Annotated in this window: 22 protein-coding genes; 13 read left to right on the forward strand and 9 right to left on the reverse strand. The window is 61.4% G+C overall.

Annotated features, from left to right (window positions below; translation table 11 throughout):
• The first annotated feature begins 46 nt into the window (after nt 1-46).
• Nucleotides 47-1,180, forward strand: coding sequence for a J domain-containing protein (locus tag AAGF34_RS25495; RefSeq protein ID WP_342618512.1), 1,134 nt, complete (start codon nt 47-49; stop codon nt 1,178-1,180).
• Nucleotides 1,181-1,280: 100 nt separating this feature from the next.
• Nucleotides 1,281-2,675, forward strand: a complete 1,395-nt coding sequence (locus AAGF34_RS25500; RefSeq protein ID WP_342618513.1) for an MFS transporter — start codon at nt 1,281-1,283, stop codon at nt 2,673-2,675.
• A 13-nt stretch (nt 2,676-2,688) separates the two neighbouring features.
• Here the strand turns inward: AAGF34_RS25500 and AAGF34_RS25505 are convergent, their stop codons facing one another.
• The 3 genes from AAGF34_RS25505 to AAGF34_RS25515 all read right to left on the reverse strand — a co-directional run bounded on the left by AAGF34_RS25505 (nt 2,689) and on the right by AAGF34_RS25515 (nt 6,492).
• Nucleotides 2,689-4,794, reverse strand: coding sequence for an FAD-dependent oxidoreductase (locus AAGF34_RS25505; RefSeq protein WP_342618514.1), 2,106 nt, complete (start codon nt 4,792-4,794; stop codon nt 2,689-2,691).
• 73 nt (nt 4,795-4,867) lie between these two features.
• Nucleotides 4,868-5,797, reverse strand: coding sequence for a rhodanese-like domain-containing protein (locus AAGF34_RS25510; RefSeq protein WP_342618515.1), 930 nt, complete (start codon nt 5,795-5,797; stop codon nt 4,868-4,870).
• Nucleotides 5,794-6,492 carry a dienelactone hydrolase family protein gene (locus AAGF34_RS25515; protein ID WP_342618516.1) on the reverse strand — a complete coding sequence of 233 codons (699 nt, stop codon included), beginning with the start codon at nt 6,490-6,492 and terminating at the stop codon, nt 5,794-5,796. The genes AAGF34_RS25510 and AAGF34_RS25515 overlap by 4 nt, the downstream gene beginning before the upstream one ends.
• A gap of 106 nt (nt 6,493-6,598) precedes the next feature.
• On the opposite strand from AAGF34_RS25515, the gene AAGF34_RS25520 reads away from it, so the two are divergent.
• Genes AAGF34_RS25520 through AAGF34_RS25530 form a run of 3 tightly spaced genes read left to right on the forward strand, consistent with a single transcriptional unit; the run spans nt 6,599 to nt 11,563 of the window.
• Nucleotides 6,599-7,909 carry a hypothetical protein gene (locus AAGF34_RS25520; RefSeq protein WP_342618517.1) on the forward strand — a complete coding sequence of 437 codons (1,311 nt, stop codon included), beginning with the start codon at nt 6,599-6,601 and terminating at the stop codon, nt 7,907-7,909.
• A 60-nt stretch (nt 7,910-7,969) separates the two neighbouring features.
• On the forward strand, nt 7,970-10,276 hold the full coding sequence (locus AAGF34_RS25525; protein WP_342618518.1) for a CHAT domain-containing protein: 2,307 nt from the start codon (nt 7,970-7,972) through the stop codon (nt 10,274-10,276).
• A gap of 39 nt (nt 10,277-10,315) precedes the next feature.
• Nucleotides 10,316-11,563: a hypothetical protein gene (locus AAGF34_RS25530; protein WP_342618519.1), complete on the forward strand. Its 1,248-nt coding sequence runs from the start codon at nt 10,316-10,318 to the stop codon at nt 11,561-11,563.
• Here the strand turns inward: AAGF34_RS25530 and AAGF34_RS25535 are convergent.
• Entirely contained in the window at nt 11,560-12,624 is a 1,065-nt protein-coding gene (locus AAGF34_RS25535) for an acyltransferase (RefSeq protein WP_342618520.1), read from the reverse strand. The two genes, AAGF34_RS25530 and AAGF34_RS25535, sit on opposite strands and share 4 nt — an antisense overlap.
• Before the next feature lie 101 nt (nt 12,625-12,725).
• Here AAGF34_RS25535 and AAGF34_RS25540 point away from each other — a divergent pair, with 101 nt between their 5' ends.
• Genes AAGF34_RS25540 through AAGF34_RS25550 form a run of 3 tightly spaced genes read left to right on the forward strand, consistent with a single transcriptional unit; the run spans nt 12,726 to nt 16,171 of the window.
• On the forward strand, nt 12,726-13,286 hold the full coding sequence (locus AAGF34_RS25540) for a hypothetical protein (RefSeq protein ID WP_342618521.1): 561 nt from the start codon (nt 12,726-12,728) through the stop codon (nt 13,284-13,286).
• Between the two features lie 25 nt (nt 13,287-13,311).
• A complete protein-coding gene (locus AAGF34_RS25545; protein WP_342618522.1) occupies nt 13,312-14,526 on the forward strand; it encodes a DUF2252 domain-containing protein in 1,215 nt (404 codons plus the stop codon).
• Nucleotides 14,510-16,171, forward strand: coding sequence for a SulP family inorganic anion transporter (locus AAGF34_RS25550; protein ID WP_342618523.1), 1,662 nt, complete (start codon nt 14,510-14,512; stop codon nt 16,169-16,171). Before AAGF34_RS25545 ends, AAGF34_RS25550 begins: the two co-directional genes overlap by 17 nt.
• Nucleotides 16,172-16,174: 3 nt before the next feature.
• Here AAGF34_RS25550 and AAGF34_RS25555 read toward each other — a convergent pair whose 3' ends face one another.
• The 4 genes from AAGF34_RS25555 to AAGF34_RS25570 are packed head-to-tail and all read right to left on the reverse strand — an operon-like array spanning nt 16,175 to nt 18,885.
• Nucleotides 16,175-17,074 (reverse strand): metal ABC transporter substrate-binding protein, encoded by a 900-nt coding sequence (locus AAGF34_RS25555; protein ID WP_342618524.1) that lies wholly within the window; start codon nt 17,072-17,074, stop codon nt 16,175-16,177.
• A 46-nt stretch (nt 17,075-17,120) separates the two neighbouring features.
• A complete protein-coding gene (locus AAGF34_RS25560; protein ID WP_342618525.1) occupies nt 17,121-18,005 on the reverse strand; it encodes a metal ABC transporter permease in 885 nt (294 codons plus the stop codon).
• Nucleotides 18,002-18,760: an ABC transporter ATP-binding protein gene (locus tag AAGF34_RS25565; protein WP_342618526.1), complete on the reverse strand. Its 759-nt coding sequence runs from the start codon at nt 18,758-18,760 to the stop codon at nt 18,002-18,004. The genes AAGF34_RS25560 and AAGF34_RS25565 overlap by 4 nt, the downstream gene beginning before the upstream one ends.
• Nucleotides 18,757-18,885, reverse strand: a complete 129-nt coding sequence (locus AAGF34_RS25570) for a hypothetical protein (RefSeq protein WP_342618527.1) — start codon at nt 18,883-18,885, stop codon at nt 18,757-18,759. The genes AAGF34_RS25565 and AAGF34_RS25570 overlap by 4 nt, the downstream gene beginning before the upstream one ends.
• Before the next feature lie 156 nt (nt 18,886-19,041).
• Here AAGF34_RS25570 and AAGF34_RS25575 point away from each other — a divergent pair, with 156 nt between their 5' ends.
• From AAGF34_RS25575 to AAGF34_RS25590, 4 genes are read left to right on the forward strand one after another with little or no spacing between them, the layout of a single operon-like run.
• Complete coding sequence (locus tag AAGF34_RS25575; protein WP_342618528.1) at nt 19,042-19,536, forward strand: Fur family transcriptional regulator; 495 nt, start codon at nt 19,042-19,044, stop codon at nt 19,534-19,536.
• A complete protein-coding gene (locus tag AAGF34_RS25580; protein WP_342618529.1) occupies nt 19,533-20,213 on the forward strand; it encodes an ATP-binding cassette domain-containing protein in 681 nt (226 codons plus the stop codon). The genes AAGF34_RS25575 and AAGF34_RS25580 overlap by 4 nt, the downstream gene beginning before the upstream one ends.
• Entirely contained in the window at nt 20,210-21,412 is a 1,203-nt protein-coding gene (locus AAGF34_RS25585; protein WP_342618530.1) for an FtsX-like permease family protein, read from the forward strand. Before AAGF34_RS25580 ends, AAGF34_RS25585 begins: the two co-directional genes overlap by 4 nt.
• Before the next feature lie 3 nt (nt 21,413-21,415).
• Entirely contained in the window at nt 21,416-21,655 is a 240-nt protein-coding gene (locus AAGF34_RS25590; protein WP_342618531.1) for a hypothetical protein, read from the forward strand.
• Nucleotides 21,656-21,726: 71 nt separating this feature from the next.
• Here the strand turns inward: AAGF34_RS25590 and AAGF34_RS25595 are convergent, their stop codons facing one another.
• Nucleotides 21,727-22,626, reverse strand: coding sequence for a LysR family transcriptional regulator (locus AAGF34_RS25595; protein WP_342618532.1), 900 nt, complete (start codon nt 22,624-22,626; stop codon nt 21,727-21,729).
• 95 nt (nt 22,627-22,721) lie between these two features.
• On the opposite strand from AAGF34_RS25595, the gene AAGF34_RS25600 reads away from it, so the two are divergent.
• Nucleotides 22,722-23,519, forward strand: coding sequence for a substrate-binding domain-containing protein (locus AAGF34_RS25600; protein WP_342618533.1), 798 nt, complete (start codon nt 22,722-22,724; stop codon nt 23,517-23,519).
• Nucleotides 23,520-23,526: the final 7 nt, after the last annotated feature.

Genomic DNA, 23,526 nt, shown 5'->3' on the forward strand with positions numbered 1-23,526 from the left:
CCTTGATGGAATAATCTTGACGGCTTGAAGGGGGAAACAAGCCGTCATGGAACGATTCCGGAACTATTACGAAATCCTGGGGCTTACGCGTGCAGCCACCGAGATGGAGATCGCGCAGGCCTACAGGGCACGGTTGCAAAAACTGCAATCCGACCCAGGGGTGGACAGCGCAGGGTCCCTGGCAGAACAACTCAAATTGCTGGACGAGGCGTATCGCACGCTGACCCATCCGGCGAGCAAGAAGAAGCACGATGAGCAAGTTGCCTGGCAGGCAACCAAGCGCGATCTGGACGCAGAAGAAGCACGGCGGCTGGCCTGGCGGCTCAAGGAAGAGCAGGCAATGGCCGAACATGCAGCCAAAGCGGCCCGGGAAGCCAGCGAAGCTGTCGCCATTGCTGCCGAATTGAAAGCCGCAGAAGAAGCGCAGCGCCAGGAGGTACAGGCGCGCATTGAGGCGTTGGCCGCAGCACGTTTTCGGCCACTCGCTGCCCGGCAGGCAACGGGCGGAACTGATTTTGCGGATACCCAGCCGCAAGAGGATTTGTCTGCGGCACCCCAGGTTGCGGCATCTGCAACGACGGCCTCTCGCTCTATTGCCGTAGTGACCGTTCTTGGCAGCGTGCTGTTTGTGTTGCTCTGCTTTGGTGGCTACTGGTTCATGCGCCCGACGCAAGCACTCAAGGCGGCCACTCCCGTGGCGATGGCGCAACCCGCTGTGGCACTTGCATCTGAGGCGCCCGCATCGGCACCGCTTGTGCCAGCTTCGGAACCGGCGCCACCGGCATTGGCGGCCAGTGCCCCACCGTCCAACCCGCCCCCAAAGGTTGACACCGCCAAATCCGAAGAGGCGCGGCAATACCAGAAGGCCCTGCAACAGGCAGAGCGGGACCATCCCGAACTCAATCCCAGAAGCGCAAGACGCCGCGATGACCTCATTGCCTTCGTCGAGTCGCGTACGCGCCAGCATGTGAAGGAGGGGTATTCCAGGGGCAAGGCTTTGGAGATCGCCCTGCGCGATCTGGAAACACAGGAGCAGACGCGGCGCCTGATCGAATCCGTCAAAGTAGAAAAGCCCAAACCCGCCACGGAATCCCCTCCGCCCGTGCTGGACCCAGGTGGCCATGCCGGCTTTGATCCCAAGTGCCGCTGGGTCACGTCGGAGCAATGGTCCTGCAAGTAACACTGCGCTTGGCGGCCCCGCACGCAGGGCAGCGCCTGCCATCTGGGCGCTCCTATAATCGGCCACGCATCCGCTGAGCGATGTTCACGAGTGGGAGTCCATGTCAGTCACTGCTAAGCCGGATGAAAACGCGCCGCCCAAGGGGCTGATCGCCGTACTCTTCACCGGGGTCTTCATGGCCGCGCTGGACACCGCCATCGTGGGGCCGGCGATTCCCGTGCTGCGCGAAACCTTTGGTGTGGACAACCGCGCGGTCGGCCTGGTGATGAGCGTATTTGTGCTGTTTTCACTGTGCAGCACGGCTCTCATGGCCAATTTGAGCGACCGCTACGGGCGCCGCCCGATCTACCTTTTCAGTGTGTCGGTCTTCGCCCTGGGCTCCCTGCTGATCGCCCTGTCTCCCAGTTTCTGGATGGTGGTTGCCAGCCGAGCGGTGCAGGGCATGGGTGCCGGGGGCATCACGCCCACGGCCAGTGCCGTGGTGGGCGACATGTTTGCACCCGAGAAGCGCGGCAAGATGCTGGGCCTGATCGGGGCCACCTACGGCATGGCCTTTGTACTCGGCCCCCCGCTGGCGTCCGCCCTCATGGTGGCTTTGAGCTGGCACTGGATCTTTCTGCTGAACCTGCCGATTGCCGCCGTCATCCTCTACCTGGGCGCCAAAGTGCTGCCTCAGCACCGCAGCAGAGCCGCACAGGCACCGCTGGATGTCACCGGTATTGCCGTCACCTTTGTTCTGCTGAGCGCCCTGGTGCTGGGCATCACCCGCGTACTGGACCCGTTGGTGGACCCGGTATTGGGCTCAGCGCTGTGGCCTTGGCTACTGCTGGCAGTGGCGCTGTTGCTGGCACTTCTGGTCGTGGTGGAGCGGCGCGCGACACAACCTCTGATTCCCATCTTCCTTTTTGAAAACCGCCAGCTTGCGACAACCTATCTGTTGGCCGCGGGCGCGGGCTACGGAATGGGCAGCGTGATCTTCCTGACCTCGATTGCCACCCATGCCTATGGCGTGACCTCGCAGCACGCCGGCTTTGTGCTGCTGCCCATGGTGGTGTGTTCCATGCTGGGCTCTGGCGGCGGCGGCAGGCTGCTCAATCGCCTGGGCGCACGCACCATGATTCTGCTGGGCTTTGCCATGCTGTCGCTGGGCTACGGGTTGACCGCCATCACCTCCTTCGGACTGTGGCTGTTTCTGGTCGCGTCCGTTCCGGTCGGTCTGGGTGTGGGCATCGTGGTAGGCGGTGCGCTACGTTCCATCGCCATCGACGAAGCACCGCAGGACGTGCGCGCCGCAGCCCAGGGGCTGATCAACATCTGCACCGCGGTGGGCACGCTGACCGCAGCCGCCACCATCAGCGCATTGGCCGACTTCAGCGGTGGTGGCGTGGAAGGCTTTGCCAAGGCCTACTATGTGGTCGCGGCCCTAATGGCAACCATGTTGCTGATTACCCTGGGCCTGCGCAAGCAGTCCAAGGTGCAGTTGCAGACTGCCTGAACCCGGTGGCGCGCTAGCGCGTCGCCTCTCCTATCCGGATGAATTCTCGCTGGAAGGGCACCGTGTCCAGCGGCAAGGCTGGCGCATCCAGCTCCCGTGCGGCACGGTGCCCTGCATACACGGCGGCGGCAACGGTACCCGGCGCATAAGCGTCACCCAGCACCTGCACGCTGCGTATGCCGGCTGTGGGCCAGTCGGCCTCACGCGCCTGCAATTGCACATACAAGGCATCCGCCGGGTCGCGCATGGTGACCATCACCACACTGGCACAGCGCAGGGTGGTGCGCGCATCCGAATACACGTCGCAAAGTTCCACCGCCAACCCGGCGCCGTCGGTCTGGATGGCGGCCACCTCGGCGTTGGTACGGATCTGCACGCCCAGCTTGTGCAGACCGCTCTGGATGCGGTGCTGCTCCATGGTCATGTCGGTGAACTCGGACACCTTGACGCTGGGGGTGACCAGATGCACTTCCAGCCCTCGTCTGCGCAATTGCTCGGCAATGGCTCCACCCATGTAGTAGTGGTCATCGTCATAGACCATTACAGGCGACGCAATGGCGGCGCCGGAAAATACGTCATCTGGGGTGAAGATGCGCGGCGCCAACGCAGCGTCGGCGGTGTCGATCAACGGTGCGCGGTGCTGTCGCCCCAGCCCGTCCTTGCGCCAGGTGGAACCCGTGGCCACGAAGACGCGGTTGAAGCCAAAGACCAGCACGTCATCCGCTGTCAGACGGCTGTCCAGATACAGGTTGACGTTGGACATGGTCTGTATGCGCTGCATACGCCAGTCAGCCACGCGCATCCAGGTCGAAAGGCCGGGCAACGCGGCGTCGTTCAGCAGCCGGCCACCCACGCGCTTGCCGGCATCGGCCAGGGCCACTTCGTAGCCACGTTGACCCAGCGCCCGCGCGAGCTCCAGACCGGCAGGGCCGGCGCCCACCACCAGCACCGAGTCCTTGGACTGCGCAGTTGCAATGCGTTCCGGATGCCAACCCTTGCGCCATTCCTCGCCCATGGTGGGGTTCTGGGTGCAGCGTATGGGCACGCACAGGTTGTCGCCCGTCACGCAGATGTTGCAGCCTATGCATTCGCGGATTTCGTCCATGCGCCCCTGCTCCACCTTGGCGGGTAGAAACGGGTCTGCAATGCTGGGCCGGGCCGCACCTATGAGGTCCATCACGCCACGCTTGATGGCCGAGACCATGGCATCCGGCGAGGTGTAGCGCCCTACGCCCACCACCGGCTTGGTGGTGAGCTGCTTGACGTGGGCGATGTACTGCTCCTGGTAACCCTCCTGCGAGAAGCGTGCGGTCTGGCTGTCGTTGGACCAGTCAGCGATGTTCACGTCCCACAAGTCCGGCAGCTCGGCCAAGAGCGCAATTACATCGCGCCCTTCGTTGGCGGAGGTGATACCCAGCGGTCCCAGCAACTGGTCCACCGCCAGACGCACCACCACGCCGCAGCGGTCGCCCACCGCGTCCTTGGTGTCCTCGATGAGCTCGCGCAGAAAGCGCACGCGGTTTTCCAGGCTGCCGCCGTATTCATCGGTGCGCCGGTTGGTGCGGCGCGAGAGGAAGTGCATGGGCAGCCCTAAGTCATGGCCAGCGTACACATACACCAGATCAAAACCAGCGTCGCGCGCGCGCAGGGCGGCATTGCGATGCCAGCGCCGCACGTTGGCAATGTCGCGCTTGTCCATGGTGCGCGCCTGGATGGGGTCGTTGGCCTTGACCGGCGTATGCGAGGGTGCCATGGGAATCTCGCGGCTGTAGCGGTTGGCCGTGGCATAGCCGTTGAAGAAGAGCTCGGCACCGGCCAGCGCGCCATGCGCATGGCAGGCGTCGGTCATCAGGCGCAAGGCCGGGATGTCGCGCTCGTCCCACAGCCGCCCCTCCATGTAAGGTGCGGTCTCGGAGTAGGGGCTGATCTCGATTTCCTCAGTGCACACCACACCCCAGCCCCCTTCGGCCTTGACGCCGCGCATGGCGGCCAGGGACTGTGGCTTGCCGTGTCCCATGCCGTTGCAGTGGGGCACTTGGTAGAAACGGTTCTTGGTCTTTACCGGACCGATCTGGACCGACTCAAAGAGGATGTCAAAACGTGGATCGCGGGTATTCATGGTGACCCGAATTTAGACGCAGATTTCCACCAGCGTGGGGCCAGCAGCGGCGGTGATGACGGAGCCAATGCCGCTAGGGCATATCGCACCGGCACACCACCGGATTGGCCGGGTCACTGCTCCACTCCAGCCAACCGCCGTCGTACACGCTAATGTGCTCCCAGCCCATCAGCCAGGCATAGAAAAAGGCCAGTGATGCGCGCCAGCCGGTGCCGCAGTAAAAAGCGATGTGCATGTGCGGGTGAATGCCCGCTTCAGCCCAGACCGCAGCGATGTCGGCCGCAGGCTTCATGCGCCCATCGGGCAATTGAAAACTACCCATGTGGTTGACGTCGCCATCGCGGCCCGCGTGCCCCCACAGGGCGCCGGGTATTTCGCCCCGCACCGCAATGTAGTCGTAGCCCGAAGTCTCACCCATGAACTCGGCACGGCTGCGTATGCTGACCAGGGTACCTTGGTGATCATCCAGCAGTTTCTTGGTCTGATCCATGTCCAACAAGAGCTCGGGCCGCGCAGGAAAACTGCCGGGCCAAGCCCCATGCGATACAGAAACAATGGACTGCTGTTCGTCTCCACGATGGAGCGGCTGCCCCGCTGCGCACCAGGCATCAAAACCACCGTCGAGCAGCCGCACATCCTGCACCCCGGCGTACAGCAACAGATGCGCCACGCGCGCCGCGGCCAGTGTGTTGCGTCCATACAGGATCATGGTGGTGTGTGGGCCGATTCCCGCTTCTTCCATCACGCGGAGCAACTCCGCATCCGCCACCTTGTTCCACAGCGGAGCGTTTTCAAACTGCAGCGTATCGAGATAGCCCGCAGCAGGAATGTGGCTCTCCCGATATGCCGCTCGTCCATCACAGGCAACTTCGAAAAGTTTCCAACTGTGCGCCGGCGCGGCAGCGACTTGCCGCCCCGCAATCAGCTTGGCAAGCCATGGCACGCTCACCAATTGCCGCCAGCGCATCAGGTCGGAACGGAAGCTCTCAGGGGCTGCGCTCAAACCAGTTTTTCAGCCAGCCATTGCAGCGTGCGTCCATGGGCCAGTGCCGAGGCGCGCTGGTTGTACATGGGCCGGCCCCAGCAATTGAAACCGTGGTCGACTCCGGGGTAGACGTGGAACTCTGCATTGCTGCGTCCGGCAAAGGCGGCCTTGACCGCTTCCACCGCAGTCATAGGAATGTGCGCATCGCGCTCGGCATAGTGAAACAGGATGGGCACCTGGATGGAGGGCGCAATACCGAGGTTGTCCTGGATGCGTCCGCCGTAGTAGCACACCGCCGCATCGATGGCACCGGTGGCCGCCAGCGCATAGGCCAGGCGACCACCCATGCAATACCCCACCGCACCGACAGCACCGTCCAGCTCAGGCAAGCCCCGCAAGACCTGTGCAGCGGATTGCAGGTCCAGCACCGTGTTGGGCGCATCCAGATTCATCATGTAGTTGCGAGCCTGCTTGGAACCCTCTTCGTCATAGCCCAGGTCCACACGGGGTTGCTGGCGCCAGAACACATCGGGTGCCAACACTACATAGCCGTCCATGGCGTATTGATCTGCCACTGCGCGAATGTGCGCATTGACGCCCCAGATTTCCTGCAGGATCAGCAGACCCGGGCCGCGCCCGGTGGGTGGCAGTGACATATAGGCGTCAAAACTACGGCCATCGTGACTGGCTATTGAAATAGTACGATCGTTCATATTTTCTTCCGTAAAGTAATCTTGAAGTAAGGCTTGCTCCAAACGGAGCAACATGGTGCAGAATAACTTCCAACTAGATAAATTTTGTTGCTTGGAGGTAATTCTGATGACCCGTAACCACTCGGCTTTCACTTTCTCCGCCCGTCTCGGACTGGTATTGACCCTAGGCGCAGCACCTTGGTGTGCAAGCCATGCAGACCCTCTGCTTACGGGCAAGGCATTTGATCTAGTGGTAGGTGTGAACAGCGGATACACCGTCTCAGGAAACGACGTCACGGTCACAGGCGGCACCGTATCCAACCCCTTTGGCGCGACCACACTGGAGGATCTGAAGAATCAGCTGACCACAGCAGGACTGAGTAACATCAACTCGCAGTACAACGCGAATTCTGCAGCCGTGATTCGTGCGGGCTATCTGGGCTTTCCCATCGTCATCAGCACCATCACCAATTCGACGCAAGTGGACCTGAACATTCCGGGGCTGAACATCAGCAAGAGCTTCAACGCGCAGTCCACACGGGACGGCAACAAGAGTGATCTGTTCGACTACCTCAAGGCCAACGGCAGCGACATTCTGAGCGGCATTCAGCAGAAGCTGACGCAGTATTCCCCCATCAGCCCGGTTGCAGGCAACCCGAGCTCCCTGCAGAGTCGCATGGTGGCGGATGACTTTGACCGCGGGTTCACGCAGTTCGCCTCCAACATCAAGAGCACCGACGAGCAAGGCAGTTCCAGCAACAACCTGGTCGGCGTAGGGCTGTCCCTGCAGTCAACGGACACGGGACACGTCAAGACCGATACCGTGGCCCTGCCGCTGTCCTACACCATCCGTTCTGATCTGGACCCACGCAAGCAGTGGACTTTCTACATGCCGATCTCGCAAAGCGACTCTGCAGGTGCCAAGGCCTATGGCGTGAATCTCGGTGTGTCTTACCGCACACCGATCACCGACGAATGGTCGCTGATGCCGGCCATTGGTTATGGCGTGACCGGCAGCGTGGATCTGGGCAGTGCGGCCGCCATGATGGCCGCCTCCCTCACCAGCCAGTACACCCTCAAGCTCGACGGCTATGACCTGGCCATCGGCAACATGGTGGGTTACCTGCAATCGAGTCAACTGAGCGTGGGCGACTACTCGGTGGACCCCAAGGTCACCAACACGGTGTTCCGCAATGGCGTGCTGTTCTCCATGCCCACATCCCTGTTCGGCCCCAAGCAGGCGCTTGAGTTCTCCTACATCATTACCAACTACACCGGCTCCACCCTGTATTCCAACCAATACCAGGAGATCGGCATCACGCTGGGAACCAACAAGGGCGCCAATACGGCACGTACCTATTTCCGCGCTGGCCTGAGCTACCTCACCGGCGACAATGGCATCACCGCCTCACGGATGAACTTCGGCTACTGGTTCTGATCGAGCTGGAGAAATGACTGCACGGCAGTTTGACGCCACGCTGCTTCTGCCGGTATTTGTATGCGCTCCATCACATGCCTTCTGGCCTGCGGCCTCGTGGTCCTGGGCACCTGGACCACGGGTGCCCACGCGGCGCTCAGCGGCAACGAGCAGGTTTCGCTGGCGGGACGGGGCGCGTTTGACGAGCTGGTGAAGGGTCTGCAGGCGCAGGCCAATGCCGGGCCCATGAAAGTGGCGGATTGGCATGCGCTGTGTTATGGCTACTTCAAACTCAAACGCTACGACCAGATCAACAAATGCCTGGACTCGCTCGAAGCCGCGCTCACCACGGCACGGGACAAGAGAACCCGCTTGTTCGGTCTGGACGACGCCACGCCTACGGCCTTCCTGATGCGCGCCGAGACGGCGCTTGAACTCGGACAGTACGACAACGCGGTGCAGCAGGCACAGCACGCGCGCGACTGGTACAAGCAGGATGGGGAAAGTGAAAAGGACATCCTCATCCAGGCATTGGCCGTGCAGGCCATTGCGCTCAAGAACCTGAACAAGCGCTATCAGGCCGATGGTCTGCTGGGAGAAATCCGCAGAGTCCCAGTCAGCGTGCTGGGCGATGACGAAGCCATAGGTGCCAAGTCCCTGGCACAGGCCCGGGTGAGCATGTCCCTGGGTTACTGGCCGGAAGCACTGGATGCGTTGGCATTGGACAAGACCCTGCCATTGCGCAAGTTTCTGGACAACCTGGCCACCGGCGCCTTCCTGCGCAATGAAAACAACTGGGTCTGGATTGAGCTGCCGCGCGCCTACATGGAAAACAAGGCCTTGCTCGAATTGGGCGAGCGCGAACGTGCCAGGCGCGGGTTTGAATCCATGCTGAAGATTCCTCAGATCGCGGCCAATAGCGAAATCCACTGGATGGTGCTGGCCGACTACGGCGACATCCTCGAAAAGGAAAAGTCCCACGACCAGGCCATAGAAGCCTACCGCAAGGCACTTACCATCATCGAGAGTCAACGTGCCAGCATCAACACCGAGGCCAACAAGATCGGCTTCATAGGCGACAAGCAGGATGTGTATGCCAAGCTGGTGGCACTGCTCTTCAGCCAAGGCCGCTACCCCGAAGCGCTGGAAGTGGTGGAACGCAGCAAGTCACGGGCACTGGTGGACATGCTGGCCAGCAAGCAGCGCTTTGGCGCGCCTGCCGGCGAACGGCAGCAGGACGCCAACATTGCGCAGGCGCTGGCCGAGGTGAACCAAAAAGACGTGCAGCTGCGCGAACAGTCCTTGTCCCGTGTGCGCAGTGTCGAATCTGCCGAACGCGGTGTGCAGTCGGTTCGCATGCCCGCCGAGTTGCGTGGCCTGGTATCGGTCAAGGCACTGAGGCCGGAGGAAATCCAGGCCTTGCTGTCGGCGGATGAAACCTTGCTGGCCTATTTTGCGCATGGCGGCGACATGTTCGTACTGGTGGTGCAACGAGAAGGTATTACCGCCCAGAAGATTGACAGCACCGACCTGGAAAAAGACGTCCGCAGGTTGCGCGCCAGCATCAGCAAACGACTGGATGTGCAACCTCTGTTGAACGCCATGTACCAGCGGCTGATAGCGCCCGTCGCCAGCCGCATCCGTACGCCCAAGCTGACCATCGTGGCCCATGGCGCGCTGCATTACCTGCCCTTTGCCGCACTGATGGATGGTGACCAGTACCTGGTAGACCGGTATTCCATCCGCATGCTGCCCAGTGCCAGCGTGCTGCAGTTCCTGCGACCCCATCGCTCCAATGACGCAGGCCAGAGCCTGGTCCTGGGCAACCCGGACCTGCACAACCCCGACATGGATTTGCCCGGTGCGCAAAATGAAGCACAGACGGTCGCCAGTCTTCTGGCCACACCCAATCTGCTGCTCAGGGACAGGGCCACCAAGGAGGCTTTCACCCGTCTGGCGCCCTCTGCCAAATATGTGCATGTGGCATCCCACGGCGAGTTTGACGCCCAACAGCCGCTGGCCTCCGCCTTGCTGTTGTCGGCACCCCAAGGGCAGGACAACCGCCTCACCGTTTCCGACATGTATGAACTGGGCCTGGATGCCGAGCTGGTCACCCTGTCGGCCTGCGAGACCGGCCTGGGTGCGGTGGGCAGCGGAGACGATGTGGTCGGGCTGACGCGTGGCCTGCTCTATGCCGGCGCCAGCTCGGTCGTGACATCTTTATGGAAGGTGGATGACGAGTCCACCGGACAGCTCATGGCCCAGATGTACCGTAATTTGGCAAAGAACACGCCAGATGAGGCCCTGCGAGGCGCACAATTGGAGACCCGCAAAAAGTTTCCCCATCCCTACTATTGGGCAGCTTTTTATCTGACTGGCATGCATTGAAGGCAGCGACTGCGGGGTGTTTGGTTCTTGAGGTATGTCATGCGACACCATTTACGCAAAATTTCAATCCCGCTATGGGCCCTGATCTGTCTGTTGCTGAACCTGCCGGCACATGCTCAGGAGCATTTCGCCACCGTCTTCCAGGTTCGTGGTGTGGTGACGGCTAGAAGCCTGGGCAGCGCAACCACGCATGAGCTCAAGATGGGTGACGCCGTGTACGTGGGCGAGCGGGTACAGGCCAGCAGCACCGGTGAAGCCGTGCTCAAGACCGATGATGCGGGCGTGATTGCGATCCGGCCCAACGCCATCTTCGTGGTGGAAAAATTCGCCGCCAAGGGCTCCGCGACGGACGGTCAGACCATCCATATTCTGCGCGGCGCACTGCGCATGATTTCGGGCTGGCTCAGTTTCAGCAGCAAGGAAAATTACAAGCTGACCACGCCGTCGGCCACCGTAGGTATTCGCGGGACCGACCATGAACCCTTTGTGATCAGTACCGAAATGTCGGTGGACATGGACCAACCGGAAGGCACGTATGACAAGGTCGTATCGGGTGGCACCGTGTTGCAGTCCCCGGTGGGCGAAGTGGCGGTGGACCCCGGCAAGGTCGGCTTTGCGCCCGTCGTTGAGAAGCTGCGTGAACGCGCCCTGCTTACCGTGTTGATGCCCAAGATTCTTGATCGCGTGCCCGCCTTCTATGTGCCGGGCGCATTTGATGACCAGTTGGAAGCACTGGCCCGCCAGAGCATGGATGAGGCCGTCAAAAGTGGCCGCGTACCCAAAGTAAACAAGACTGCGGCTCCGGCCCCCTCACCCAAACCGGTCGCCCCCGCACCGGCGAATACACCAGCCCCAACCCTTGCGCCCAGCACCGACAGCTCGGGTTGCCATGCCCGGCAGATCGCTGACCAATGGCTGGCCGAACTGGATGGTGCCATCCTGGTTCGCAATGCCAATGATTTCGTACAGAAATTCGCCCAAGATGCCGCCATCACCGCCCGCGTCCGCCGCTCTGACGGTGGTGTGGCCGAGTTGGGCTTCAATCGCAGCGAACTGGCCGAAAGCACGTTCAAGGCGTTGGCGGATCTGGAGCAGTTCAGCAGCCGCCGCCCCGCAGTCAGCGCGCGCGACATGGGTGGCTGCAACAAGCTCCATATCGAAGCGGTCACCATTGAGAGCGGCGTACGCAGTGGCCAGTCTTATCGACTGGAGTCCCTGGAGAAATATGATCTGGAGCTCAAGGGTGGCAAGTGGATTGCGGTGAAGGCAGTTACCGAACAGCGCTAAGTCACTGGTTTGACATTGAGGCCTATTGATTGCCTGCGGGTTCGGTTGTGCAGTGGCAACTCCAGCATGCGGTAGCTGATATGTCCCGCGATCAGAGCGCATAGGAATACGCACACAAGTGCCAGACCATTCAACTCGTTGCTTCCTACTTTCAAAACGCCCCAGAGTCTGCCCAAGGCAGAGATGACGAGCACGTGCGACAGATAGATTGAATACGAGCTGTCGCCAATCGAACGCAACCAAGCTGGAAGCAGACTTCCAGCCCGTTCCACTGCCACGAGACCGTAGCACAGAAGTGCCGCTGGAATACCAAATACAGGTAGGCGTCGCCAATCAACTGGAGCCATTCCCCAGCCAATATGCGTTGCAAAAATGGCATAGGCCACCACCCACCAAGCTAGCGCCAGCCACAACGCTGATTTTGCATATCGGAGCACAGAACGCGTCGCCGCAAGCCCGATCCAGCATCCTGCAATGAACTCACAAGTCAATGGGTGTGTCACAAGTTGCACCAAGGGCACCCGGGCTCCCCATTGCGAGGCGAAAAACAGTGGAACTGCGACAGCCCAAAGGCACAGGGTCACGTTCAGAAAACGCTGTGGAAACAGAAGCAGGACGGCAAACACCAGATAGAAATACATCTCGTGAATCAAGCTCCAACCCACGCCCAACAATGGATAGGTCCCCTGCGGCAAGGGCAGAAGCAGAAACGACTCCCAAATCCGGATCTGGTTACCCTGCGCACTGTTTACCAACGTAGGCTGCAACCAGAATACGCCAAGCACGATGACGCTATAGAACCAGTACATCGGAAATATGCGCGAAAGCCGGTTGTACAAAAAGAGCGCGGACAATCGCACCTTTGAGTGCCACCCCCGGGTGACCGAAACCATTACAAACCCAGAAATCACAAAGAAGATGTCCACACCTGAGATTCCGATTGACAAGAACTCTGGCAGCAGATGATTGCCAGAAAAGTATTTCTGCTCGATCACCGTAAGATGCGACAGCAACACCAGCATGACGGCAATGCCTCTCAGGGCTTGAATATTTTTAACCATTCGATTGATCAGTTTGTCACGTGAAAGGCTCCAGCTCTGGCAATTTTGAATACGAGCCCGGCCTTGCGAGCAGTGTAGACTGCCCGCAGAGGACATCCATCATGAAGAAACTTCTACTGATACTGACGTCACTCCAGATCTGCGCCTGCTCGAGCATGTTGCCCTCGGCCAAGCAGGCGGTGAATACGCCTTGGTCGGATTTTGAAGGTGCCAAGCGCAGCTACGACCAGATCACGCCCTTTGTCACCACCATGCAGACGGTGCGCGAGCTGGGATTCGACCCCTACAAGACAGCCAACATGAAGGTGCTGAACCAGGCGCAGGTGGTCAACGCGGTCCTGCCATCCCCTCTGCAGGATTCAGCTTCCATCCCCAAGGGCATTGTGGACTGCATGCGCGTGCAGGAGGGATGCGTGGGCTATCTGATGGAGCCCAGCAAGATTGACCAGAAACGCGAAGGCAGCTTTCTGCTGGACTTTCTGAACTTCAGACGCAACACGGTGACCACCGGCTGGAAGTTTTCAGCGCTCATCGTCGTCATTGATGACAAGGTAGTTTACAAGCAATGGGACGGGCAACCCAAGATCGAAACCTCCGACCAGCGCACCAACCCCCTTGGCCCGCTGCAAAGCATGGGCGAGACGCTCAAGGTTGCACCGTGAACGGAGACTCTCTTTGCGTTTGAAGATGGCCACTGACGCCGTGGTCCAGATCAGGAGCTTCAACGCAGGGCGCGACCCGCAGCGCCTGGCGATGAAGTACCAGAAGATGCGCGCCAGCACCTTCGCTTTTTTGCGCGCTACCTGCCACCTGTTTTACCAGCGGCTTGCAACGCAGGAGCGGCTGAAGGATGCGCCTCTGGTCTGGGCTTGCGGCGATCTGCATCTGGAAAACTTCGGCAGCTACAAGGGCAGCAACGGCCAAGTCTATTTCGACCTGAACGACTTCGACGAAGCCGCACTGGCGCCAGCCAACTGGGATCTGGTGCGCATGTTGGCCAGCATTGAAATCGGCGCCATGGACGCAGGCCTCAAGTCCAAGCGGGCGCAAGTGCTGTGCCAGGCTTTTGTGCAGGCCTATGCCGAGGCGCTCAGCCTGGGCAAGTCCTACTGGCTGGAACGCGAGACAGCCACGGGCCCGATTCATCATTTGTTATCCGATCTGCGTGAGCGCAAACGCAGCGCGTTTCTGGACACGCGCACCGATGTCCGTGGGGGCAAGCGCGCCATACGGCTGGACGGCAAGAAGGCCCTGCCAGCGAGCGCGCAGGAGCGCAAGCATGTCAAGGCACTCATCTCCTCGTATGCATCAACACTGTCCACTCCAGGCTTCTACCGCGTGCTGGACGTGGCGCGACGCATCGCGGGAACCGGCAGCCTGGGTCTGGAGCGCTACATGGTGCTGGTGCAGGGCAAGGGCGGCGTGGATGGCAACTACCTGCTGGACCTCAAGCGCGCGGTGCCTTCCTCGCTCACTCCGTATCTGAAGACAAAACAGCCGCGCTGGCCCAGTGAGGGGCAAAGGGTGGTGACACTGCAGCAGCGCATACAGGCCGTGCCCATGGCCTTCCTGAATTCCATTGAAGATGCAAAGGCCTCCTACGTGTTGCGCGCCCTGCAACCCTCGGAAGATCGCATCCGCATTTCGGAGTCCACACTGGCACCCGGTGGGCAGGAAGATCTGATCCATGCCATGGGCCAGATGGTTGCCTGGGCCCACCTGCGCACCTGTGCCCGCCAAGGCTCTGCCGGTGCGGACGAATTGATCGCCTTTGGTAAACGCAAGGCATGGCGCTCGCCGCTGCTGGCAAGCGCCAAGCGCTGTGCCCAGCAGGTGCGCCAGGACGCCGTTCTGTTCAACCAGGCCTACGACCGTGGGGAGTTCGATGTCCACTCCAGCTGAGGTGGTGGCACAGCCCGCACCACGCTGGCGCGACCTGGTTGCCGGCTTGTGCGTAGCCGGCCTGCTGCTGCCCGAAGCGGTCGCCTACGCAGGCCTGGCCCATCTTCCGGTGACGCACGCCCTGACGGCCGTGCTGGTGGGTTTGGCGCTTTATGCGCTTTTTGGCGGTAGCCGCTTTGCCATTGTTTCCCCGACGTCCAGCACGGCCACACTGGTTGCAGCGGCGGCCGTGTCCGTAAGCGGGAGCACCGTACTGCAAGATGGCGCGGCCTATGTGCAGGCCGTGTTGGCACTGGTGCTGCTGTGTGGCGTGATGCTGATCCTGCTGGCCTTTGCCAAGCAGGGACAACTGTCGTCCTTCATCTCGCGCCCGGTACTCAAGGGCTTTGCCTTTGCCCTGGCAATTTCCATTGCGGTGAAGCAACTGCCCGACGCATTCGGTTTTCCATTACCGGCCCAACTGGTCACGGACCCGGTCCATGTCCTGTACTTCACGCTGGGCCACATGGAACTCTGGCATGGCCCCAGCGTGGCCATTGCCGTGGCCGCTACGCTGCTCATCGCTGCCTTGCATCGCAAACCGCAGATTCCCGCTTCGCTGCTGGTGATCGTGCTGGCCATTGCGGCGGCCTATCTGGGGAACCTGAAGGCGCTGGGGGTGCAGGAAATCGGCGCCATAGAGGCGGTTACCCTGCAGTTTGGCTTTCCTGATCTGAGCATGCCCCAGTGGATGCGCGCTGGTGAACTGGCATTCGGGCTGGTCATGCTGGTGTTTGCCGAGTCCTGGGGCAGCATGCGTCCCATGGCACTTGCGCATGGCGACACGCTGGATGCCAACCGCGAGTTGCTGGTGGTGGGAGCGTGCAATACAGCCTCCGCACTGCTGCATGGGATGCCAGTGGGCGCCGGCTTTTCCGCGACCTCGGCCAATGCGGCTGCCGGCGCAGTTTCCAGAAAATCCGGCGCCGTGGCGCTGGTGGCAGTGCTTGCCACGCTGATCTTTGCCCTGCCCGCCCTGCACTACCTGCCCCGACCCGTGCTGGCCGTGGCCGTCATCAGTGCGCTGTGGCATGCGCTGTCCATCAAGCCCTTGATCAGCCTCTGGCGTATGAACCGCGACCGGGTGCTGCTGGTGGGTGCGGCACTGGCCGTGCTGTTTCTGGGCGTGCTGGACGGCATGCTGGCATCGGTGGGGCTGTCCATCGTGATTGCATTGAACCGCTTCAGCCAGCCCGTGGTACATGAGCTGGGGGAGCTGGGCAGCTCACGCAACTTTGTCGATATCCATGTGCAGCAAGGTGCCCTCGCAAAACCGGGGCTGCTCATTCTGCGCCCGGAGGAGCCCCTGTTTTTTGCCAGCGCCGAGCGCGTCACCGCCGAGATCGGCAAGTTGCTGCGTGCCCGGCCAGGCGTGAAAGCCGTCATCCTCAGCCTGGAGGAAAGCGGCGACCTCGACAGCACCGCGGTGGACTGCCTGGTGGAGCTGGATCAGCAACTCAAGTCCCTGGGCACCACGCTCTACATCGCCCGAGCCAAGACCACCGTGCGCAGCTTGCTGGCCAACTGGGACCCATCAGGTTTGGGCCAGGAGCAGCGCATGTTCTGGAGCGTTGCTGACGCAGTCGAGTTTGCACAGCAACGCTGACGCTCAATTCATCTGCATGCCTTCCACCAGGGCCTTGACGTTGTAGCGCATCAGCTGGAGGTAGCTGGCACCTTCGGCGTTGGACTTGGATAGCGCATCGGCAAACAGCGGACGCCCCAGGATGACGCCGGTGTCCTTGGCGATCTGGGTGATCAGCTTGGAGTTGCTCATGTTCTCCAGAAACACGGCCTTGATCTGCTCTTGCTTGATTTGCCGTATGAGCTTGGCCACGCCCTTGGCACTGGGCTCGGCTTCGGTGGAAATGCCCTGGGGTGCCAGCAAGGTGACACCAAAGTGCGCACCGAAGTAGCCGAACGCATCGTGGCTGGTGATCACCTTGCGCTTGGGTGCCGGGATGGTGGCAATCTGCTCCTGGGCCCAGGTGTCGAGCTTCTGCAATTCGGCCACATAGCTCTCCGCATGGGCACGGTAGATGGCAGCGCCATCGGGGTCCAGCTTGGACAGTCCCGCTGCAATGTTGCGCACGTACAGAATCACGTTGGTGGGGTCCTGCCAGGCGTGCGGGTCGGTCTCCACTCCACCACCCGTTTCAGCCGGCATGGTACGTGCAGTCACACCGTCCGAGGCTTGCACCACCAGCCCCTTGTAGCCGGAAGACTTCACCAGCTTGGCCATCCAGGGCTCAAACCCCAGACCGTTGGTGACCACCAGTTGTGACTGCAGGATGCGTTTGGCATGTGTGGGCTTGGGCTCGAACACGTGAGCATCCTCATCCGGTCCAACCAGGGCATGCACCTCCACCCGGTCTGCCCCCACCACCTGCACCAAGTCCTGCAGGACGCTGAAGCTGGTGGTGACCTGAACCTTGCCCGCCGCCAGGGCAGAGGCGTTGAGAAAGACAAAGGCGGCAAGCGCCAGTAGCCATTGCGAAAGACGTTTCATGGATATCACCCAAATAGAGATTGTTGAAAAAAGAAGAAAAGCGTGCTCAGGCCGGTCGCGCCCGTAGCGGTGCGGCGCGTTGCAGCCAGCCACCCGGCGCCAGGACCAGCGACACCCCATACAAGGCGCCGCAACAGCCGATGATGGTGGGGCCTGTGGGCGTGTTGAAGTGGTAGGAAAGCAGCAACCCGCTGGCTGCTGCAGCCATCGCTTGCGCACTGGCGTTGACCAGTTGTGCTGGCAGGCTGTCATGCCAGAGCCGGGCGGACACGGCGGGCAGCATCATCAGGCCGACCGCCATTAACGTGCCCAGGGTCTGGAAGCCTGCCACCAGGTTCAGCACCACCAGAATCAGAAAGCCTTGCTGCCATAGCCAGCCGCGGCGCCCCGAGGCCGCCAGAAACAGCGGATCAAAGCTCTCCAGCACCAGCCCCCGGTAGAGCACGGCCAACGCCACTAGGCTGAGGCTGGCAACGCCAACCACCCACTGCAAGCCCGCCCCATCCACACCCAGCGCGCTGCCAAAGAGGATGTGCAGCAAGTCCAGCTGGCTGCCCTGGCGAGAAATCAACACCACCCCCAGAGCCAGCGCGACAAGGTACATGGCCGTCAGACTGGCGTCTTCCTTGAGCGTGGTGACATTGCTGACCACGCCTGCCACCGCCACCACGGCAATCCCAGCCAACACGCCCCCCAGTGCCATGGCGGACAAGGACAGCCCGCACAGCATGAAGCCCATGGCCACGCCCGGCAACACCGCGTGGCTGAGCGCGTCCCCCAACAGACTCATGCGGCGCAAGGTCAGGAACACGCCCAGCGGCGCAGCACTCATCGAGAGCGCCATGCTGGCCACCAGCGCGCGACGCATGAAAGCAAATTCGGCAAACGGGCCGACCGCCAAATCCCACAGACTCTGGACCATGGATGTCATGCGCCCACCGCCCTTGGCGTTCCCCAGGCGCCCTCGTGGGTTGCACCGGCGCCATCGGATTCCCAGGATTCCGCCAGGCGGCGTACACGCTGCAGATGCACGTCCTGCAGAACGTCCGAAGTCTTGCCCCAGGCCACGACCTCGCGTGCCAGCAGCAGGGTTTGTGGAAAGTGCAGGCGTGCCTGCACTTCATCATGGATCACGGCAACCACGGTGCGCTGCTGCGCATGCCACTGCGCCACGATCTCCAGCAGTGTTTGCGTGGTGCGGCCATCTACGGCGTTGAAGGGCTCATCCAGCAGGATGAGCGGCGCATCCTGCACCAGCAGCCGCGCAAACAAAGCCCGCTGCAACTGCCCGCTTGACAGCGTTCCGATAGCGCGCTGCTCCACCCCCTCCAGACCCACGGTATGCAAAGCCTGGTCCACACGTGCACGCAGGTCGGCATCGATACGCCGCACAGCGCCTGCGGCACCCCATGCGCCCAGCATGACGCAGTCGCGCACATGGATGGGAAAACTGCGGTCTATCTCCGCCAGCTGCGGCAGATAAGCGACTCGACTGATCGGCACGCTCAGTTGCAGCATGCCCGAGCGCAGAGGCAAGGCGCCCACCAGGGCCTTGAGCAAGCTGCTCTTGCCTGCCCCATTGGGGCCCATCACCGCAGTGAGCGAGCCCGCCGCAAAAAAACCGCTGACTTGCTGCAAGGCAGTCTGGCGGCGGTAGCCCACACACAAGTTGTCCAGACGGATCATGGTGCAAGCGGCGCATTCGCCCAGTTCACGGCCAGCCACAACAGCATCAACAGCGGCGCCACCGCCGCGATGCGCAACCAGGCTGGCCAGGCCAGAAACGAAGGCGCACGGAGAAAGAAAGACAAGGGTTTAGAGCTCATTACGAGACGATCTTTACAAGGGCTTGATAAATATCCGGAGGCAGATTCATAGAATTGCAATCAAATTGCGTTAAAGTCTAACGCAAATATGTTGCTTTAATTTTTATACGCAACTTTGTTGCGTTACTTTACATTCCCGCCATGACCAAGTTGAAGCCGCCCGCCAAAGCCGAAGACCCCATCGACGCCCTGCTCAGCGCCCACGGCTTGCGCAAGACCGCCACCGGGCGCCTGGTGCTGGGCTGGTTTCTGGCACATCCGGATACCAGCTACACGCATGCCCAGTTGCTGGCGGCCTTGACGGAAGACGTATCCACCGAGCTGGACCGCGTCACGCTGTACCGGCTGATTGATCGCCTGACCCAGGTCGGCCTGCTGCTGTGCCGCGTGGATGTGAACCGCGTGCGGCGCTTCCAGGCCATGCCCGCCAGCGTGCATGCCATCCCCCACTTCGAGTGCCAGAGCTGCCACCGCGACAGCCCTCTGGCCGGAGCGCTCAAGGCCAGTGCCAACGACCTGGAGCGCGCCGCGCAAAACGCGCTGGAGGCCCTGCGCGCACTGGGCTACCAGGGCTACAGCATGGACTTTGCCGTACGTGGCGTCTGTGCCGACTGCGCCACCGGAGCTGCCTCGTGATACAGACCTCCAACCTCACATACAGCTATCCGGGCAGCAGCCCTATCCAGTTTCCCGACATCGACGTGACGCAAGGCAGAGTCGTGTTGCTCAGCGGCCCCTCGGGTTGCGGCAAATCCACATGGCTCGCGCTGGTCGCCGCACTGGTCAAGCCCAGCGCAGGCAGCCTCACGGTGGCTAGTCAGGCGCTGGGCAATCTCAGTGGTGTAGCCGCCGATGCCTGGCGCGCGACCACCATCGGCTTTCTGCCGCAAAAGCTGCACCTGAGCGCAGCGCTCACGGTAGCGCAGAACTTGGCCATGGCCCAGTGGGCCGCCGGTCAGGCAGAGGACACGAGCCGCATCCGCTCCACGCTGCAAGCCCTGGGCGTGGCAGACCTTGGCGCACGCAAACCCTCGCAACTCTCCGGTGGCCAGGCGCAGCGCGTGGCGCTGGCGCGCGCCGTGCTTCTGCAACCCAAGGTGATACTGGCCGACGAACCCACTGCCAGCCTGGATGATGAAGCCGCCGCCTCAGCCGTGGAAATGCTGGTACAGACCGCAAGGCAATTCGGCGCCACTCTGGTGATTGCCACCCACGACGGGCGCGTTGCACCCATGATCCAGCCCGCACCCGACGGACAACCCGGCTTTACCGCCCTGAAGCTCACCCGCCAGACCGAAGGTGCCGCAGCATGAAGACCATTGCACTCTCCTGGCGCTACCTCTGGTCCCGCCCACTGGGCGCGTCGCTCAACGTGCTGCTGCTCAGCCTGGGCCTGGCCTCCATCACCTTCTTGCTGCTGGTCAGCTTCCAACTGAACAAGGCCTTTGACAAGGACCTGGCCGGCATCGACGTGGTGGTGGGTGCCAAGGGTAGCCCCATGCAGCTGATTCTGTGCGGCGTGTTCCATATCGATGTGCCACCGGGCAACATACCGCTCAAGGCGGTCAAGGCGCTGCAGCAGAACCCGATGGTGGCGTCTGTCATCCCCATCAGCCTGGGGGACAACCTGCGCGGCTTTCGCATCGTGGGCAGCTCGCATGAATATGTGGACCACTACGGTGCCACGCTGGCACAGGGGCGCACCTGGGACGCGCCCATGCAGGTGGTGGTTGGCTCCATCGTGGCCCGCAAGCTCGGCATCCAGGTGGGCAACACCTTTGTGGGCTCGCATGGTCTGGGCGCTGGCGGCCACTTGCACGGTGACCACCCCTACACCGTAGTCGGCATATTGCAGCCCAGCGGCACCGTGATCGACCGTCTGATCGTGACCGACACCGCATCGGTGTGGAAGGTGCACGAGGACTACACCGCTGTGGACGACGAAGACCGCAAGATCATGGAAGACGAGCGCGAAGTCACCATGGCCCTCATCCAGTACAAGACACCGCTGGCCGCCATGAGCTTCCCGCGCATGGTCAACACCACCACCGAGATGCAGGCCGCCGCACCCGCCGTGGAAATATCGCGCCTACTCAACATGCTGGGCATTGGCACCGACGTGCTGCGCGCCTTTGCCGGCGTGCTGCTGCTGACCGCGGGCCTGAGCGTGTTCATTGCATTGTGGAGCGCCGTGCGTGAGCGCCGCTCAGACCTGGCTCTGCTGCGCATGCTGGGTGCACCACCGGCCAAGATTGCTGCGTTGCTGATGGGCGAGGCGCTATGGCTGGGCGTGCTGTCGGCCGTGATAGGCGTGGCCGCCGGTCAGGGGCTCACCGCGCTGATCGGCTGGATGCTGCAGCTCGACAACTCGCTGCTGATTGGTGGCATGGTCTGGCCCATCGAATTGCTGTGGGTGCCCGCAATGGCTTGCGGCGTATCACTGGCCGCAGCCATCCTGCCGGCAGTGGGCGCCTACCGTGTAAGTGTTCTGGAACTTCTTCAATCAAGGTGAACTATGAAATCCTGGCTTCTGATCTTCGCTTCGTTGGCCCTGTCGGCGCACGCATTCGCGGCAACGCCTGAACTCAGCCAGGAGACGCTGGACGACATTGCCAAGCACGAACGCATTGCCGCCGCCCACACCGAAGCTGCCAAGTGCCTGCGATCCGGCAAGCCTGATGAGGTTTGCGAAGGCGCACTGCTGGCCGCATGCAAGGGCATTGCGTTTGGGAAGTTCTGTGGGATGAAGCACTAAGGGCTGGTCGTGCCTCTGGGGCTGATGGAAGTGAAGGGTTTCATTGCCCTCTCACGACTGTCACCCAAGAGCTAAGAGTCCCGAATGGCCGCTGACAGCGTGTCGGCCAATACCCGCGCCATGTCGTGGATCTTGTCCCCTTTGCGCACGATCAGGCCCAGGGTCCGCGTGATGGCCGGGTCGACCAATGGCACGCCCATGAGTCCGGGGTGAAGCTGGGCATCCAACGCCAGGCCCGGAATGATGGCAATGCCCAGTCCGGCAGCCACCAGATTGATGGCCCCCGTGACGTGGTTGATTTCATACTGGATGGTCGGTCTCTTGCTGGTTTTTGCAAAAGCACTGTCTATGAGCAAACGGTTGCCGCTGGTGCTGGAGACGGAAACCAAAGGCTCCTTTTCAAGCTGCCGCCAAGCGACTGTCTTGCGCCGCGCCAATGCATGCTCCTTGGGGACTACGACAACATAGCGCTCTGCCCGGATGGCCGTAAAGTCCAGTTCAGCCTCCTGGCTTCCAAGAAAGCTCAAGCCAAAATCTGCCAGCCCTTCCCGTACGCTGTCTAGCACTGTTTGCGCACTTTCATCGATCACTTTGACACGCACAGACGGATAGGTCCTGGCGAAGTCCTTTAGGACCGATGGAAGCAAATGATTGGCCACCGAGGGAACGCAGGCGATGGTCACCTTGCCGGTGCGCGCGACCGCTCTGGCTTCCAAGCCCTGGTAGGCACGCTCCAGTTCATCGATGACCGCTTGCGCATGGGACAAAAACTGGCGCCCGGCATCGGTCAGGGACACCCTGCGCGTGGTTCGTTCCAGCAATTGGCATTTCAAGTCCTTCTCCAACTTGTCAATACGCCGACTCAAGGCTGGCTGCGAAATAAACAGACTCTCTGACGCCGCCCGGAAGCTGGACTTCTGGGCAACCGCTAGGAAGGCTTGAAGTTCGCCGATTTCTGTATTAATGCGCATAACACATCAATATATCAAATTAATGCAATTGTGTTTTCAATTGCGGCCACGCATCATCCGCCCCCAAGCCACATACAAGCACAAAAGGAGATGACATGAAACTTGGGCTCAAGCGTGGACGCACGGCGCGTCTTCTATTCCTGGCAATGGCACCGGCAATGGTGTCACTTGGTTTTGCAGACGAAATCCATGTGGCAAGCTCCGGCGGATTTGCCGCTGCATATCGCGCACTGGCTCCCGGCTTTGAAGCGCGCACGGGACACAAACTGGTCGCGGTGTGGGGTCCATCGATGGGTGAGACCAGCGGCGCAATCCCCAAACGTCTGGAGCGCGGAGAGCCAATAGACGTGGTCATCATGGTGGGCGATGCCCTGGACAAGCTTGTCCAGCAAGGCCGCGTCGAAGATACCAGCCACCGCCTGCTGGCCAACTCAAAGATTGGCGTCGCAGTGCCTGCGGGATCAGCCAAGCCCAATGTGAGTACCGTGGAGGGTCTGAAACAGGCTCTGCTGAATGCGCGCTCCATTGCCTACTCCGACAGCGCGAGTGGCGAGTACCTCTCGAAAGTCTTGTTCCCACGCCTGGGTATTGCTGACCAAATCAAGGGCAAAAGTCGCATGATCCCGGCCGAACCCGTGGCACAGGTAGTGGCACGCGGCGAGGCGGATCTTGGCTTCCAGCAGGTCAGCGAACTGCTGCCGATTCCAGGAATTGACTTCATCGGTGAGATCCCCGAAGAAACACAGCAACTCACGCCATTCTCTGCCGGCATCGTGGCCAATTCCAAAGAGCACGCGCCAGCGCAGGCTTTGATCGACTACCTCACATCCAACGAGGTAGCCCCCACCATCCGGAAGACCGGCCTCACGCCCGCCGCTTCCACAGCACACTGAATGAGGT

The organism is Rhodoferax sp. GW822-FHT02A01, from assembly GCF_038784515.1.
Taxonomy (GTDB): Bacteria; Pseudomonadota; Gammaproteobacteria; order Burkholderiales; family Burkholderiaceae_C; genus Allorhodoferax.